Annotated in this window: 12 protein-coding genes; 7 read left to right on the forward strand and 5 right to left on the reverse strand. The window is 71.8% G+C overall.

The window, feature by feature from the left end; all coding sequences use genetic code 11:
- Window positions 1-13: 13 nt before the first annotated feature.
- From ABD080_RS02990 to ABD080_RS03000, 3 genes are read right to left on the reverse strand one after another with little or no spacing between them, the layout of a single operon-like run.
- Window positions 14-973, reverse strand: coding sequence for a carbohydrate ABC transporter permease (locus tag ABD080_RS02990; protein ID WP_137769079.1), 960 nt, complete (start codon window positions 971-973; stop codon window positions 14-16).
- Window positions 974-981: 8 nt separating this feature from the next.
- Complete coding sequence (locus ABD080_RS02995) at window positions 982-1,911, reverse strand: carbohydrate ABC transporter permease (protein ID WP_137769080.1); 930 nt, start codon at window positions 1,909-1,911, stop codon at window positions 982-984.
- Window positions 1,908-3,245, reverse strand: coding sequence for an ABC transporter substrate-binding protein (locus ABD080_RS03000; protein WP_343903593.1), 1,338 nt, complete (start codon window positions 3,243-3,245; stop codon window positions 1,908-1,910). Before ABD080_RS03000 ends, ABD080_RS02995 begins: the two co-directional genes overlap by 4 nt.
- 135 nt (window positions 3,246-3,380) lie before the next feature.
- On the opposite strand from ABD080_RS03000, the gene ABD080_RS03005 reads away from it, so the two are divergent.
- A complete protein-coding gene (locus tag ABD080_RS03005; protein WP_343903594.1) occupies window positions 3,381-5,456 on the forward strand; it encodes a beta-galactosidase in 2,076 nt (691 codons plus the stop codon).
- Between the two features lie 44 nt (window positions 5,457-5,500).
- Complete coding sequence (locus ABD080_RS03010) at window positions 5,501-7,177, forward strand: glycoside hydrolase family 53 protein (RefSeq protein ID WP_343903595.1); 1,677 nt, start codon at window positions 5,501-5,503, stop codon at window positions 7,175-7,177.
- Between the two features lie 162 nt (window positions 7,178-7,339).
- Here ABD080_RS03010 and ABD080_RS03015 read toward each other — a convergent pair whose 3' ends face one another.
- Both ABD080_RS03015 and ABD080_RS03020 read right to left on the reverse strand, forming a co-directional pair.
- Entirely contained in the window at window positions 7,340-7,537 is a 198-nt protein-coding gene (locus tag ABD080_RS03015) for a YbdD/YjiX family protein (protein WP_343903596.1), read from the reverse strand.
- Window positions 7,537-9,744 carry a carbon starvation CstA family protein gene (locus ABD080_RS03020; protein ID WP_343904624.1) on the reverse strand — a complete coding sequence of 736 codons (2,208 nt, stop codon included), beginning with the start codon at window positions 9,742-9,744 and terminating at the stop codon, window positions 7,537-7,539. Before ABD080_RS03020 ends, ABD080_RS03015 begins: the two co-directional genes overlap by 1 nt.
- Window positions 9,745-10,105: 361 nt before the next feature.
- Between ABD080_RS03020 and ABD080_RS03025 the strand changes: the two genes are divergently transcribed.
- The 5 genes from ABD080_RS03025 to ABD080_RS03045 all read left to right on the forward strand — a co-directional run bounded on the left by ABD080_RS03025 (window position 10,106) and on the right by ABD080_RS03045 (window position 14,985).
- A complete protein-coding gene (locus ABD080_RS03025; protein WP_137769084.1) occupies window positions 10,106-11,803 on the forward strand; it encodes a sodium:solute symporter family protein in 1,698 nt (565 codons plus the stop codon).
- 23 nt (window positions 11,804-11,826) lie between these two features.
- On the forward strand, window positions 11,827-12,180 hold the full coding sequence (locus tag ABD080_RS03030; RefSeq protein WP_137769085.1) for a hypothetical protein: 354 nt from the start codon (window positions 11,827-11,829) through the stop codon (window positions 12,178-12,180).
- A gap of 171 nt (window positions 12,181-12,351) precedes the next feature.
- On the forward strand, window positions 12,352-13,848 hold the full coding sequence (locus ABD080_RS03035; protein ID WP_343903597.1) for an NAD-dependent succinate-semialdehyde dehydrogenase: 1,497 nt from the start codon (window positions 12,352-12,354) through the stop codon (window positions 13,846-13,848).
- 65 nt (window positions 13,849-13,913) lie between these two features.
- A complete protein-coding gene (locus ABD080_RS03040) occupies window positions 13,914-14,378 on the forward strand; it encodes a hypothetical protein (RefSeq protein ID WP_343903598.1) in 465 nt (154 codons plus the stop codon).
- 286 nt (window positions 14,379-14,664) lie between these two features.
- On the forward strand, window positions 14,665-14,985 hold the full coding sequence (locus ABD080_RS03045) for a DUF3870 domain-containing protein (protein WP_137769089.1): 321 nt from the start codon (window positions 14,665-14,667) through the stop codon (window positions 14,983-14,985).
- Window positions 14,986-15,047: the final 62 nt, after the last annotated feature.

Genomic DNA, 15,047 nt, shown 5'->3' on the forward strand with positions numbered 1-15,047 from the left:
CGCCGCCCGCAGATCAGCCCTTGACGGCGCCGCCGGTGAGATCGGACTGCCAGTAGCGCTGCAGCAGGAGGAACAGGGCGATCAGCGGCAGGATCGAGACGAGCGCCCCGGTGACCACCGTCGTGTACATCGCGGGCTGGGAGGCGCCCTGGTTCATGAGCGTGGACAGGCCCACCGTGATCGGGAACAGGCTGTCGTCGCCGAGCATGATGTACGGGAGCATGTAGTTGTTCCACACGCCGACGAACTGGAACAGGAACACGGTGACCAGGCCCGGCATCATCATCGGCACGGCGAACCGGGCGAAGATGCGCAGCTCACCGGCGCCGTCCGTCCGGGCCGCCTCGATCATCTCCCGCGGGATCGACGCCCCCGCGTAGATGCGGGCGAGGTAGATGCCGTAGGGGTTGAGGATGCTGGGCAGCAGCACCGCCCAGTACGTGTTGGCGAGGCCCACCTCCGCGAACAGCAGGTACTGTGGGACGGCGAGGATCACGGCCGGGAGCAGCACACCGGCGAGGATGACGTTGAAGAAGAGCTTCTTGCCGCGGAAGTCGAACAGGGCGAGGCCGTAGCCGGCGGCGGCGGAGACCACGGTCGAGACGAGCGCGCCGCCCACCGCGTACAGGACGGTGTTCCCGGCCCACCGCACGAACAGGCCGTCGCGATAGGCGAAGAGGTCCCGGAGGTTCTCGATCAGGTGGGTCGAGGGGGCGAGCGTGAAGGTGGAGAACAGCTCGTCCGGGCTCTTGGACGCGGCCACCAGCACCCAGACGACGGGGAGCAGGCAGTACAGCGCGCCGAGCAGGAGGACCGCCGTGGCGAGGATCGAGGGGCGCTCGGCGCCGACCCCGCCGGAGGGTGCCGAACGGCCGTCGACGGGACGTCCGCCTCGGGAAGATCGTGCCGTCGCGGCGGGTCGCGCGGTCGTTCCGGCCGACGGGCCGGTCGCGGGGATGGCTGAGGTGCTCATGGTGGGGCTCACCGCTCTTCCTGGGCGAAGGCCTGGCCGCGCACGAGGCGCAGGAAGCCGAAGGAGATGACGAAGGTCGCGAGGGCCACGAGCACGGAGCCCGCGGAGGCGGAGTAGATGTCGTTCTCCGTGAAGGCGTCCTTGTAGATCAGCATCAGCGGCGACCAGGTCGTCGAGATCGAGCTGGTCAGCGGTCGCAGGAGCATCGGCTCGGCGAACACCTGGAGCGTCGCGATGATCGAGAAGACGCAGGTCATGATCAGCGAGGGCAGGATCATCGGGACCTTCACGCGGAGGGCGATCTGCAGCTCGGAGCAGCCGTCCAGGGTCGCCGCCTCGTAGAGCTCGCCGGGCACGGAGCGCAGCGAGGTGTAGAGGACGACCATGTTGAAGCCGGTGCCGCCCCAGATCCCGATGTTCGCGATCGCGAGGAGCACGAGCTGCGGGGACAGCACGTCCGGCAGGCTGCCGCCGAGGGCGTCCGCGACGAAGTGGAAAGGGCTGGTGCCGGGCAGGTAGAGGAAGCCCCACAGCAGCGAGGAGATCACCGCCGGGACGGCGTAGGGCAGGAAGATCGTGATCCGGGCGATGCGTCGCAGCCGGGCGCGCTTCGAGTCCAGCAGGAGCGCGAAGAGCAGGGCGAGACCCAGCATGACCGGGACGAGCACGAGCCCGTACAGGAGCACGCGGCCGGCGCTGCCGAGGAATTCCGGATCGGCGAGCACCTGTGCGTAGTTGCGCAGGCCCGCCCACTCCTGGTGGCGCCCGCCCTCGCCGAGGCCGAGGCCGACGACCTGCTCACGGCGCACGCTGACGTAGAGGGCGTAGAGGATCGGGATGGCGAGGAAGGCGAGGAAGCACACCGCGGCAGGGGCGACGAAGACGTAGCCGAAGCGGTCCGTGCGCCGGCGCAGGGTGGAGGCATTCGTGGAGCTCATGCGAGGTCGTACCCCTGGTTCTCGAGGTCGGCGACGGTGCCCGCCTGGATGGTGGCGAGGGCGTCGACGAAGGCTGCGGCCGTGGATCTCTGGGTCGCGGTGCCGAAGGCGTCGTTGAAGATCGAGTAGGCGACATTGACGTTCGGTCCGAAGGTGAGGGGGCGGACGCCCTCGGCGTTCGAGGTCGAGAGCTCGTAGAAGTCGGGCTGGTCGGCGAAGAACTCGGGCGGTGCGGAGAGGGCCTCGGCCGCGCCGGCCTGATCGGCGGGGAAGACGCCGCTCTTCTCGACGAGGGCGCGGACGCCGTCGGCCGAGGTGTTCATCCACTCGGCGAAGCGCACGGCCTGGGCGCGATGCGGCGAGCCGACCGTGACGGCGGTCGTGGAGCCTCCCCAGTTGCCGGTGGCCGTCTCCCCCGCTTCCCACTGCGGCAGCGTCGCCATCCGCCAGGAGCCGGCGGTGGAGCCCGCGTTGCCCGCGAGCACTCCGGGTGCCCACGCCGCGGAGACCCATCCCGCCTGTGTGCCGTTGTTCAGCGCCGCGTTCCACTGCGGGGTGTACATCGGGTCCCGGGCGATGACGCCCTCCTCGACGAGGCCGCCCCAGAACTCGGCGACGCGGCGTGCGGGCTCGGAGTCGACGTCCACCTTCCAGCGGTCGCCCGCGATCTGCCACCAGGAGGCGCCCGCCTGCTGGGCGAGGCCCATGAACAGGCCGGGGTCGGTCGAGGAGAAGGTCCCCAGGTACAGCGACGGATCCGCGCTGTGAAGGGCGCGGGCCGTCTCGGCATACTCGTCCCAGGTGGTGGGGACGCCCAGGCCGTGCTGCTCGAAGATGTCGGCGCGGTAGTAGAACTGCAGCGGCCCGGTGTCCTGGGGGATCGCATAGACGCTGTCGCCCTGAAGCTGCACGGAGGACCAGATCCCCTCGGCGAAGTGTCCCGCCGTGCTCGGCGCGAGGTCGGCGGAGATGTCCGCGACGGCATTCGCGGAGACCAGCGAGGTGATCGCCTGGTACTCGGCCTGGACGAGGTCGGGGGCGCCGTTGCCGGCGCGGACGGCCGTGAGCAGCTTGGTGACCGCGGCGTCGCCCGCGTCCTGCCGGCTCACGACGACCTGCAGGTCGGGGTTCTCGGCGTTCCACACCGCGACGACGTCCTCGATGCCGGGTGCCCAGCTCCAGAAGGTGAGCTCGGTGGTGGTGCCCGAGGATGCGGATCCGCACCCGGCGAGCCCGGCGGCGCCGACAGCGGTCCCGGCGAGCGCGGCGCCGGCGGTCAGCAGGGAGCGGCGTGACGTGCCGCGGCCGGGCCGGTGTGGTGGGGCACTGGTCATCGTCGCCTCCTCGCGATGGGCGCTCCGCTCGGGATCGAGCGGCGCTGGCGGGAAGCGTAGGACTGTGATCGTTTACAGTCAAGCGGCAGGCGTGGAGGTTGCTTAATGACCCGCCGCATGCCACAGTCCTGCACCATGCACCGTGATCGTTTCCAGTCCGACGGCCCCACGACCCCCGTGCCGCCCGTCGGAACGTCGAGTGCCGCTGGCGCCCTTCGCGACCCCGCCCGCCCCTCCTGGCCGCTGGACCTGGACGGCCTCGCCTACGGCGGCGACTACAACCCCGAGCAGTGGCCCCGGGAGACCTGGGCGGAGGACGCCCGCCTCATGCGCGAGGCCGGCGTGAACCTCGTGAGCGTCGGGATCTTCTCCTGGGCGACCCTCGAGCCCCGCCGCGGCGAGTTCCACTGGGAATGGCTCGACGAGGTGTTCGCGCTGCTGCACGCGCAGGGCATCCGCATCGACCTCGGGACCCCCACCGCGGCCCCGCCCGCGTGGTTCTTCCGCGACCACCCGGAGGCGCGGGTGATCGACCGCGAGGGCCGAGCCCTCGGGCCGGGATCCCGCGGCATGGCCTGCCCCTCCTCCCCCGCCTACCGCGCCGCGGCCACCGGGATCACCCGCGCGCTGGCCGAGCGGTACGGCGACCACCCGGCGCTCGCCCTCTGGCACGTCCACAACGAGTACGGCGCCCCCGTCGGCGAGAGCTTCTCGGACGCCGCGCAGGAGGCCTTCCGCGACTGGGCGCTCGCACGCCACGGCTCGCTCGACGCCGTGAACACCGCCTGGGGCACGGCCTTCTGGGGCCAGGTGCTCGGCACCCGCGAAGACCTGCACGCACCGCTGCCCACGCCCTCGATGCAGAACCCCTCGCTCGAGCTCGACTGGCGCCGCTTCAGCTCCGAGCAGATCCTCGACTGCTTCCGCGCCGAGCGGGACGTGCTCCGGGAGATCACCCCGCACGTTCCCGTGACCACGAACTTCATGGCGCACACCTGCCCCAACATCGACCTGTGGAAATGGGCTGACGAGGTCGACGTCGTCGCCAACGACCACTACCTCATCGCGGCAGACGAGCGGAACTTCGTCGAGCTCGCCCTCGACGCCGACCTCACCCGGTCGCTGTCCCGCGGGCGTCCCTGGATGCTCATGGAGCACTCCACCTCCGGGGTGAACTGGCAGGGCCGCAACGTCGCGAAGCGCCCCGGCGAGATGGCCCGCAACTCGCTGTCCCACGTGGGCCGCGGCGCAGATGCCGTGATGTTCTTCCAGTGGCGTGCTTCCCGCAAGGGCGCCGAGAAGTTCCACTCGGCGATGCTCCCGCACGCCGGGACCGGCAGCCGGGTCTGGCGCGAGGTCACCGAGCTCGGCGCGACCCTCGGGTCCCTCGCGGCGATCCGCGGATCGAGGGTCCGCGCCGACGTCGCGATCCTCTGGGACTGGGAGTCGCACTGGGCGCAGGACCTCCCCTGGCGCCCCTCCGACGCCCTCCGCCACCGGGCGCAGATCCAGACCTGGTACGAGCGACTGTGGCGCGACCACCTGGCGGTCGACTTCGCGCACCCCGAGGACGACCTCAGCCGGTACCGCCTGGTGCTCGCCCCCGCCTCCTACCTGCTCACCGACGCCGCGGCGGCGAACATCGACCGCTACGTCCGCGAGGGCGGCCGCCTCGTGGTGGGACCCTTCTCCGGCGTGGTCGACGCCGAGGACGGCGTGCGCGCCGGCGGTCTCAACGCCGCGCTCGCCCCGGTGCTGGGAGTCGCCGTGCACGAGTTCTGCCCGCTGCGCGAGGGCGACGAGGCACGGATCGTCCTCGACGGGAGCCCGCTGCGCGCCCGGATCTGGTGCGAGGACCTGCACCTGGAGGGGGCCGAGCCCGTCGGCACCTACGTCGACGGCCCCGTGCCCGGCGGCGTCGCCGCGACGCACCACGCCCGTGGCGAGGGGCACGCCTGGTACGTGGCCTCGGACGTCGACGTCGAGGACCTCGCGGCCGTGCTGCGCGAGCCCTACGCCGCCGCCGGCCTCACCGTGCGGGACCTCCCCGAGGACGTCGAGCTGCTCGAGCGCACCCACGGGGACGGTACCTGCCACCTCATCGCGATCAACCACACCGCGGAGCCGGCGCGCATCCCCGTCGGTGACGGGGACCGGCTCGAGGTGCCTGCCGGCGGCGTCGCCACGGCACGGCTCGCCGCGGGCGCCTGACAGCCCTGCACCGCACCACCGCAGAACCACGACAAGGGAGAACGATGACGTCCACCCCGCACCCCGCCCACCGCATCCCGACCGGCTCCCCCGGCTCCTCGATCTCGCGCCGGGGCCTGTCCCGGCTCGCCGTCGGCGGCGCCGCGGCGATCGGCGCCACGGCCGCCGTCGACGGCACGGCCCTCGCCGCTCCCCCGTCCGTGCGTCCCGGCCCCGGGGGCGGATCCGGCCTCGTGAACGCAGGGTTCACGGACGAGCTCTCCGGCTGGAGCGTCTCCGGCGCGCCGTCGGCCGCCTCCGTCGGCGCGGGCGGCCCGACGGGCGATCGTCGGCCCGACGTGCTCCGCCTCGAGCCGACCGACGGCGCCGAGGTCACCGCGCGCCAGCGGGTGCAGCTGGGCCGCGGCAGGGACACGGTGCTGCGCGCCCGGGTCCGCGCCGGCGGGGAGGGCGGCGCCGCTCTCGAGCTGCGCACGCGCGGCCGGGTGCATCGCACCTCCGTGCCGGTGACCGGGGATGACGGCCTCTGGTTGGATCTCGCCGTGGGCGCTCCCGAGGCGCGCGGCACCCTCGAGGTGTCCCTCACCGTCACGGGCCGCGACGGGGCGTGGGCGGAGTTCGACGACCTCGAGCTCGAAGCCGGCGCCGTCGAGCGCTCCGTGCGCGGCGTGGACCTCTCCGGCGTGCCGAAGAACGAGGCCCACGGCGCGGAGTACACGACGGCGGACGGCTCCGCCGCCGTGGACCCGGTCGAGGTGATCGGTGCGCACGGCGCGAACCTGGGCCGGCTGCGGGTCTGGGTCGATCCGGCGGACGGCTACTGCACCCCCGAGCACACGCTCGCGATGGCACGCCGGATCCGCGCGGCGGGGATGGACGTGCTCGTGGACCTCCACTACTCCGACGAGTGGACGGACCCGGGAGCCCAGCACGTGCCCGCGGCCTGGGCGGGGCTCGATGCGGACGGTCTCGTCACCGCCGTCGCCGAGCACACGCGCCGCACCCTGACCCTGCTGCGCGAGGCCGGGGTCGACGTCGCGATGGTGCAGGTCGGCAACGAGATCAACCCCGGGATGCTGTGGCCGCTCGGCCAGACCTGGGACGTCGACGAGTCCGACGACGTCGCGGGCGCCCAGTGGGAGAACCTCGCCCGCTTCCTCACGGCCGGCTCCCGCGCCGTCACCGAGGTGTACCCCGACGCCGCCGTGATGCTGCACCTGACCAACATCCACGACGGCATCGACGGCCTGACCTGGTGGCTCGACGAGGCCCAGGGCCGCGGCGTGCCCTTCGACCTCATCGGCCTCTCCTACTACCCCTACTGGCACGGCACGCTCGCCGACCTGCAGGAGGCGGTGGCCGTGCTCGGCGCGCGGTACGACCGGGACGTGATCGTCGTCGAGACCGCCTACCCGTTCACCCTCGAGGACGACCCGCGCGTGCCCTACCCGAACATCGTCACCGAGGAGACCCCGCTGCCGGAGGGCTATCCGGCGACCCCGTCGGGGCAGGCGGCGTTCTTCCGTGCGGTGCAGGACGTGACCGTCTCCGCCGCGGGCGGCCACGGCCGGGGTGCCGTCTACTGGGAGCCCGCCTGGACCGCGGTCGAGGGCGCCGGCTGGGACCTGCACGACCCCGCCTCGGGCAACGCCTGGGAGAACCAGGCCATGTTCGACCACGAGGGGCGCGCGCTCCCCGAGGTGCTCGCCGAGCTCCGCTGACCGCCCCGGGCCCCGGCTTCCCCGCCGCCGCACAGGCCACGGGACGTCTTCGTACGGGTCGGCCCCTCAGGGCGGGGACCCGTACGAAGAGGTCCCGTGCGTTCAGCGGCCCCGCCGCGCCCCGCCGCCCACCGGCTGCGGGCCGGCCCCACGCCGCGCCGCTCAGCAGCAGCGGGCGCCGGGGTTCGCGTCCTGCTCGGCGTACTTCGCGCGCCAGAACTCGCGCTCGGTGAGCGGCGGGTGGGTGCAGCCGGTGATGCGGTGGTGGTGGAGGTAGCGGTCGTAGGCGTCGGAGCCGAGGACCCCGCGCGCGAACCGTCGGACCTCCCGCAGCGCCGCGACCAGCGCGGCCCCGCTCATCAGTGGCCTCCCCCGGCGAGGTCCTTCTCCGGGTGCTCGGCGAGGTACGACTTCCACTGCCCGCCGAGCTCCTTCTCCGATGCCGTCGGCACCATGCCGGAGGGGGCGAAGTACTCGGACTCCACGTACGGCGCCTCCGTGTCCAGCAGGTTCACGCCGCGCAGGGCCTGGAGGGTGCGCCACAGGGACACGATCAGCACGATGATCGTGCACACCACGAACAGGATCGAGAGGGAGCCCTGCACGGCGGTGTTGAAGACGACGGCCTGCATGTCGTCGGCCGTCTTGGCGAGGCCCAGCTCGGTCTTCCCGGCGGCGAGGGCGTCGCGGTAGGCCATGTGGTTCGCCCAGTAGCCGACCTTCGGATCGGCGGAGAAGATCTTCTGGAACGAGCCGGTGATCGTGACGACCGCGGTGAACAGCAGCGGCACGGCGATCACGAGCAGGGAGCGGCGCCGGCCCTTGCGGGCGAAGACGACGAGGCAGATCGACAGGGCGATCGCGGCGAGCAGCTGGTTGGCGATGCCGAACAGCGGGAACAGCGTGTTGATGCCGCCCAGCGGGTCGAGCACGCCCATCATCAGGATCGATCCCCAGCCGGCGACCATTATCGCCGTGGTGAGCCAGGCGCCGAGCCGCCACGAGTGGTCGCGGAAGCGCTGGTTGATGCCGCCAAGGGCGTCGGAGAGCATGAAGCGGGCGACGCGGGTGCCGGCGTCGACGCTGGTGAGGATGAACAGCGCCTCGAACATGATCGCGAAGTGGTACCAGAACGCCATCATGCCGGGGCCGCCGATCAGGCGGTGCATGATCCCGGCGAGGCCCACGGCGAGGGTGGGGGCGCCGCCGGTGCGGGAGACGATCGACTCCTCCCCCACCTGCTTCGCGGTCTCCTCGAGGGTCGCGGGGTCGAGGTTCACGCCCATGAGGCCCAGGGAGTTGACGAACTGGGCGGCGCCCTCGACGGTGCCGCCGGTCGCGGCGGCGGAGGAGTTCATGGCGAAGTAGATGCCGCGGTCGATCGAGACGGCGGCGACGAGCGCCATGATCGCGACGAAGGACTCCATGAGCATGCCGCCGTACCCGATCATCCGGGTCTGCGACTCCTTCTCGACGAGCTTCGGGGTGGTGCCGGAGGCGATCATCGCGTGGAAGCCGGAGAGGGCGCCGCAGGCGATGGTGACGAAGAGGAAGGGGAACAGGGCGCCGGTGAAGACGGGGCCGTCGGTGCGGGAGGCGAACTCGGAGATCGCGGGGGTGTCGATCTGCGGGCGCACCAGGACGATCGCCGCGGCGAGCATGACGATCGTGCCGATCTTCATGAAGGTGGAGAGGTAGTCGCGGGGCGCGAGCAGCACCCACACGGGCAGCACGGCGGCGAGGAAGCCGTAGGCGATGATCGCCGCGGCGAGGACCGGGCGGTCGAGGTGGAAGAGCGCCTGGCCCCAGTCGCTCTCGGCGACCCAGCGGCCGGAGACGATCGCGGCGAGCAGCAGCACGACGCCGATCATGGAGACCTCGAAGACCTTGCCGGGCCGGAGGTAGCGCAGGTAGATGCCCATGAACACGGCGATCGGGATGGTGAGGCCCACGGAGTAGACGCCCCAGGCGCTCTCGCCGAGGGAGTTCACGACGACCATCGCGAGGATCGCGACGATGATCAGCATGATCGTGAGGGTCGCGATGAACGCGGCGATGCCGCCGACGATGCCGAGCTCGTCCCGGGCCATCTGGCCGAGCGAGCGGCCGTGGCGGCGCATGGAGATGACGAGGACGAGGAAGTCCTGGACGGCGCCCGCGAGGATGACGCCGACGATGATCCAGATGGTGCCGGGGAGGTAGCCCATCTGGGCGGCGAGCACGGGTCCCACGAGGGGGCCGGCGCCGGCGATCGCCGCGAAGTGGTGGCCGAAGAGGATTCGACGGTCGGTGGGGACGTAGTCCTTGCCGTCGTACGAGGTCTCGGCGGGGGTGGCGCGGGTGTCGTCGGGCCGGACGAGCTTGTCCTGGATGAACTTCGCGTAGAAGCGGTAGGCCACGAGGTAGGTGGCGACGGCGGCGAAGACGAACCAGATGGCGTTGACGGCCTCGCCGCGGGCGAGGGCGAGCATGAGCCAGCCGAGCGCGCCGACGAGGGAGATGCCGACCCACAGGGCGATCTTCGGCGGGGTCCAGCGGCGCTCCTCGCGGCGCGCGGCGGGGTCCACGGCGGCGGGCGGCGGGGTGGCGGTGGCCGTGGCGCCCGGGGAGGGCGCGGCGTCCGGCGGCGGGCCGGCGTGCGAGGAGGGGCCGGGGGAAGCGGGGGACAAGGGGGACCTCCTGGGGTCGTCGTCGACCGGCCGCCGGGGATCGCGGCCGTCGACAGGCTAACCCGCTCAGGTCAGCCGACGTGGCACTACCATCCCGACCCCACCCGTGTCCCCGTTCGCCGCAGGTGGCTCTCCCCTGTGAGCGAACTCGGTGGTAGCGTGGCCGCCCGGCGGCACCCCGCCATCGCCCCGCGGCCGACGCAACAGCGCGTCCCGAGCCCAGGGCGCTCCCCCATTCCTTCCCTCGAAAGCAGTCCCCATGGTCGACGTCCGCTTGGACGCGCAGTGGATCGATTACGCGATCATCGCGCTCTACTTCGTCTTCGTCCTCGGTGTGGGGTGGTTCGCCAAGCGCGGCGTCTCCAACTCCATCGAGTTCTTCCTCTCCGGCCGCTCGCTGCCCGCCTGGGTCACCGGCCTCGCCTTCATATCCGCGAACCTCGGTGCGGTGGAGATCATGGGCATGTCCGCGACGGGCGCCCAGTACGGCCTGCCCACCATGCATTACTTCTGGGTGGGCGCGATCCCGGCGATGCTGTTCCTGGGCGTCGTGATGATGCCCTTCTACTACGGCTCGAAGGTGCGCTCGGTCCCCGAGTTCATGCGCATGCGCTTCGGCACCGGCGCCCACCTCGTGAACTCGATCAGCTTCGCCGTGGCGCAGCTGCTCATCGCGGGTGTGAACCTGTCGCTGCTCGCGACGATCGTGAACCGCCTGCTGGGCTGGCCGATGTGGGTGGGGCTCATCCTCGCCGCCGCGTTCGTGCTCTTCTACATCACCGTCGGCGGGCTCTCCGCCGCGATCTACAACGAGGTGCTGCAGTTCTTCGTGATCGTCGCGGCGCTGCTGCCGCTGACGCTGATCGGCCTGCACCGCGTGGGCGGCTGGCAGGGACTCACGGAGAAGATCTCCGGCAACGGCATGCTCGGCTCCTCGGAGCTGCACACCTGGCCGGGCGAGCAGCTCTCCGGCTTCGACAGCCCGATCCTCTCCGTCGTCGGCATCGTGTTCGGCCTGGGCTTCGTGCTCTCCTTCGGCTACTGGACGACGAACTTCGTCGAGGTCCAGCGCGCGATGGCCAGCAAGTCGATCACCGCCGCGCGGATGACGCCGATCCTCGGCGCGTTCCCGAAGATGTTCATCCCCTTCATCGTCATCATCCCGGGCATGATCGCCGGCGTGCTGGTCACGGACCTCGCGCAGTTCAAGCAGATGGACTACGCGAAGGACGCCGCGGGCGCCGCCGCCACGGGCGTCACCTACAACGACGCGCTGCTGCTGCTCATGCGGGACGTGCTCCCCAACGGCCTGCTGGGCGTCGCGATCGCGGGCCTGCTCGCCGCGTTCATGGCCGGTATGGCCGCGAACATCTCGGCGTTCAACACGGTGGTCAGCTACGACCTCTACCAGCAGTACGTGAAGAAGGACGCGCCGGACGACCACTACATCAAGATCGGTCGCCTCGCGACGCTCGTGGCCTGCATCGTCGCGATCTTCACGGCGCTCATCGCCGGGCAGTTCTCGAACCTCATGGACTACCTGCAGACCCTCTTCGGGTTCTTCAACGCACCGCTGTTCGCGACGTTCATCCTCGGCATGTTCTGGAAGCGGATGACGCCGACGGCCGGCTGGGCGGGCCTCGTGGCGGGCACCCTCTCCGCGATCGTGCTGTGGGCGAGCTCGACCTTCTTCGAGGTGTTCACGCTGCCGGGCCAGGGCCTCGCGTTCCTCTCCGCGGCGACCGCCTTCGTGGTGGACATCGTGGTCTCGGTGATCGTCACCCAGTTCACGACGCCGAAGCCGGCGCACGAGCTCAAGGGCCTCGTCTACTCCGAGACCCCGCGCGCCGATCTCGTGGACCCGGACGAGAAGGCGCTGCCGTTCTTCCGCCGTCCGGTGCCGATGGCCGGGATCGCGCTGGCCCTCGTCATCATCCTCAACGTCGTCTTCGCGTGACCGCGGACCAAGGAGAACCTGACATGAACTCGCACAAGGACACGAGCCCTGCGGCCGATGCCGCTGCGGCCGACGGCTCGGCGGCCGACGTCCCCGGCGACGCGACGGTCCAGACCGCCGGCGCCTTCGACATCCGCAACTTCATCGGCCTCCTCGTCGGCATCTTCGGCGTGGTGCTGGTGCTCATGGGGCTGTTCGCCTTCGACCCGGCGGAGTCCGCGAAGACCGACGGCATGAACGCGAACCTGTGGGCCGGGATCGGCATGGCCGTCGTCGGCGCCGCCTTCCTGCTGTGGGCGAAGCTCGAGCCGATCCGGATCGTGGTCCGGGAGAACGAGCCGGGCGCCGAGGACAAGAAGGACATCGCGGCCCTCTGACGCTCGCCCCACCGCGACACCCGTCCCACCGCGGCGCGGCCCCGCTCCCCTCTCCGGGAGCGGGGCCGCGCTCGTCGGGCCCGGTGCGGGCCTTCCCCACGGTCCACCGCGCGGGCCGTCGTGGGTGCAGGATGGAGGCGTCCGCCCGATCCCGTCCCGGAGGAGAGCACCGTGACCACCGCCGTCAGCCCCGCCCGCATCGCCGAGCTCCTCGAGCGCACGCCGCGCAGCTCCTTCGTGGACGGCGCGTTCCTGGGCGGCACGCCCGCGCTGGACGTCGTCGACCCCGCGACCGGCCGCCCCCTCACCCAGGTCGTCGACGCCGACGCCCCCACGGTGGGCCTGCGCGCCCTCGATGCCGCGGCCGCCGCCCAGGAGGAGTGGGCCGCGACCACGTCCCGCGAGCGCGCCGAGATCCTGCAGCGCGCCTACACGCTGTGCCACGAGCGGGCGGAGGACCTCGCCCTGCTCATGACCCTCGAGATGGGCAAGCCGCTCGCGGAGGCCCGCGGCGAGGTCGTCTACGGGGCGGAGTTCCTGCGCTGGTTCGCGGAGGAGGCCGTGCGAGCGGGCGGTGAGTTCCGCCGGGCGCCCGCCGCGGACCACGCGATCCTCACGACCGTCCGGCCCGTCGGCCCCGTCCTCGCGATCACGCCGTGGAACTTCCCGCTCTCGATGGGCACCCGCAAGATCGCCCCGGCCCTCGCGGCCGGGTGCACCGTCGTGCTCAAGCCCGCCTCGCTCACACCGCTCACGAGCCTTGCGCTGATCCAGATCCTCGCCGACGCCGGCGTGCCCCGCGGTGTCGTGAACGCCGTGGTCACCTCGGACTCGACGGGCCTCTCGAGCACGCTCATGGCGGATCCGCGCCTGCGCAAGGTCTCCTTCACGGGCTCCACGGGCGTGGGCCGCACCCTGCTGGGCCAGGCGGCGGAGCACGTGCTGAAGGCGTCGATGGAGCTGGGTGGGAACGCCCCCTTCCTCGTGCTGCCCTCCGCGGATCCCGCGGCGGCGCTCGAGGCGGCTGTGCCCGCGAAGTTCCGCAACAACGGCGAGGCCTGCACGGCCGCGAACCGCTTCTACGTGCACGCCTCGGTGGCGGAGGAGTTCACCGCGGGCCTCGCCGAGCGGACGAAGGCCCTGCAGGTGGGGCCGGGGATCGCGGAGGGCACGACGATGGGCCCGATGATCGAGGAGAAGGCGCTCGAGAAGATCGAGGAGCTCGTCGCCGACGCCGTGGACCGCGGCGCGAAGGTCCTCGCGGGCGGCCGACGCCCCACCCCGGAGGAGCTGCCGGAGGGCTGCGAGGGCGGCTACTACTATCTGCCGACCGTCCTCGCGGACGTCCCGCTCGAGGCGCGCGTGCACCGCGAGGAGATCTTCGGTCCGGTCGCCCCGATCACCGTGATGGACGACGTCGACGAGATGGTCCGTGCCGCGAACCGCACCGAGTTCGGGCTCATGAGCTACGTCGCCGGCTCCGACCTCGCCGAGGTCACCTCGGTCGCGGGCCGCATCGAGTCCGGCATGGTCGCCGTGAACCTCGGCGTCGCCTCCGATGCCGCCGCCCCCTTCGGCGGGGTGAAGGAGTCGGGGCTGGGCCGCGAGGGCTCCCACGAGGGGCTCGACGAGTACCTCGAGAAGACCTACATGCGCCTGCCCCTGTGACGCCGGCGGACGCGCCCGTCAGGCTCCGCCGCTGCTCCCCCGCCGACGTGCCTCGCCTCGCCGCGATGCGTCGTGCACGGGAGCGGTGGATGGAGCGTCGGGGCGTGGTGCAGTGGGCGGTCGGCTCGCTCGACGACGCCACGATCCATGCCGAGGTGGGCCGCGCCGAGTGGCACGCCCTCGACGCCGGTGGGCCGACGGGGCCCGGCGCGTTCGAGGCCGCGGTGCGCCTGGTCGACGCGGACCCGCTGTTCTGGGGCGAGCACGAGCGCGCCGCGGACCCCGCGCTCTACGCGCACGGGCTCATGACCGATCCGGCCGCCTCCGGCCGCGGCCTGGGCGCACTGGTGCTCGACCTCGCCGAGGCGGAGGCCGAGCGTCGGTCCCGACGACTGCTGCGCCTGGACTGCGCGCCGCATCTCCTCCCCTACTACCTGCCGCTCGGCTTCACCGAGGTGGGTGCGAAGGACTTCCCGACCTTCCGCACCGTCCTGCTGGAGCGCCCCGCCGGCGCGATCCGCGCCGGTTGACGTGCCAGGACCCCCGGGCACGGTCGAGCATCGGTGCCGGTGCCGTTGCCGGTGCCCGTGCCCGTGCCTGTGCCGGTGCCTGTGCTGGGACGCTCCAGAGATGGCTTGAAAATGAGCCAAGGGCCCGGGGCCAGGGCTATGGCTATGGCTATGGCTATGGCTATGGCTCAAGAATCGACCACGCCTGGAGCGCCACGACCACACACCTGCCGACCCCGGGCGACCCGGTGATCCGCACGCGCGCCGACACCGAGCGCTCGGCTCCCGACCTGCATAGACTCGCGGGATGGGGACCACGATCTATCTGACCGGCGAGGCCAAGGCGCCGAGCAACAATCCGATCACGACGCAGTGGGGTTTGTTCTTCGTGGGCCTCGTCGTCGATACTGAGACCCACGTCATACGAGCTGCGGACTGTTCCGCCACCCTCCCGCTGACGACCGAGTTCGTGCGGGAGCTCCTGGTGGGGCGCTCCCTCCTCGACGACGACGCCCTGGTGGGAACCATCACCGACAGGTACCACGGCTCCTCGCAGCGGGCGCTCGCCGCCTCCGTGCGCAGCGCAGCAGCGAAGTACCGCGACTTGGCGGCCGGCTCCTCCGCCTGACCACAACCGCATACCCGCTCCGTCCGCCCGGGACCTCACCGAACCGGAACCCGTCGGAAGCA

Source organism: Brachybacterium rhamnosum, assembly GCF_039526185.1.
GTDB classification, from domain to species: domain Bacteria; phylum Actinomycetota; class Actinomycetes; order Actinomycetales; family Dermabacteraceae; genus Brachybacterium; species Brachybacterium rhamnosum.

What these genes read in the sequence shown, in the direction of transcription:
- ABD080_RS03015 (WP_343903596.1), bottom strand. Translation starts at nt 7,537, where the DNA reads ATGAGCGGGGCCGCGCTGGTCGCGGCGCTGCGGGAGGTCCGACGGTTC.
- ABD080_RS03040 (WP_343903598.1), top strand. Translation starts at nt 13,914, where the DNA reads ATGCGTCGTGCACGGGAGCGGTGGATGGAGCGTCGGGGCGTGGTGCAG.
- ABD080_RS03045 (WP_137769089.1), top strand. Translation starts at nt 14,665, where the DNA reads ATGGGGACCACGATCTATCTGACCGGCGAGGCCAAGGCGCCGAGCAAC.
- ABD080_RS03005 (WP_343903594.1), top strand. Translation starts at nt 3,381, where the DNA reads ATGCACCGTGATCGTTTCCAGTCCGACGGCCCCACGACCCCCGTGCCG.
- ABD080_RS02995 (WP_137769080.1), bottom strand. Translation starts at nt 1,911, where the DNA reads ATGAGCTCCACGAATGCCTCCACCCTGCGCCGGCGCACGGACCGCTTC.
- ABD080_RS03025 (WP_137769084.1), top strand. Translation starts at nt 10,106, where the DNA reads ATGGTCGACGTCCGCTTGGACGCGCAGTGGATCGATTACGCGATCATC.
- ABD080_RS03000 (WP_343903593.1), bottom strand. Translation starts at nt 3,245, where the DNA reads ATGACCAGTGCCCCACCACACCGGCCCGGCCGCGGCACGTCACGCCGC.
- ABD080_RS03010 (WP_343903595.1), top strand. Translation starts at nt 5,501, where the DNA reads ATGACGTCCACCCCGCACCCCGCCCACCGCATCCCGACCGGCTCCCCC.
- ABD080_RS03030 (WP_137769085.1), top strand. Translation starts at nt 11,827, where the DNA reads ATGAACTCGCACAAGGACACGAGCCCTGCGGCCGATGCCGCTGCGGCC.
- ABD080_RS02990 (WP_137769079.1), bottom strand. Translation starts at nt 973, where the DNA reads ATGAGCACCTCAGCCATCCCCGCGACCGGCCCGTCGGCCGGAACGACC.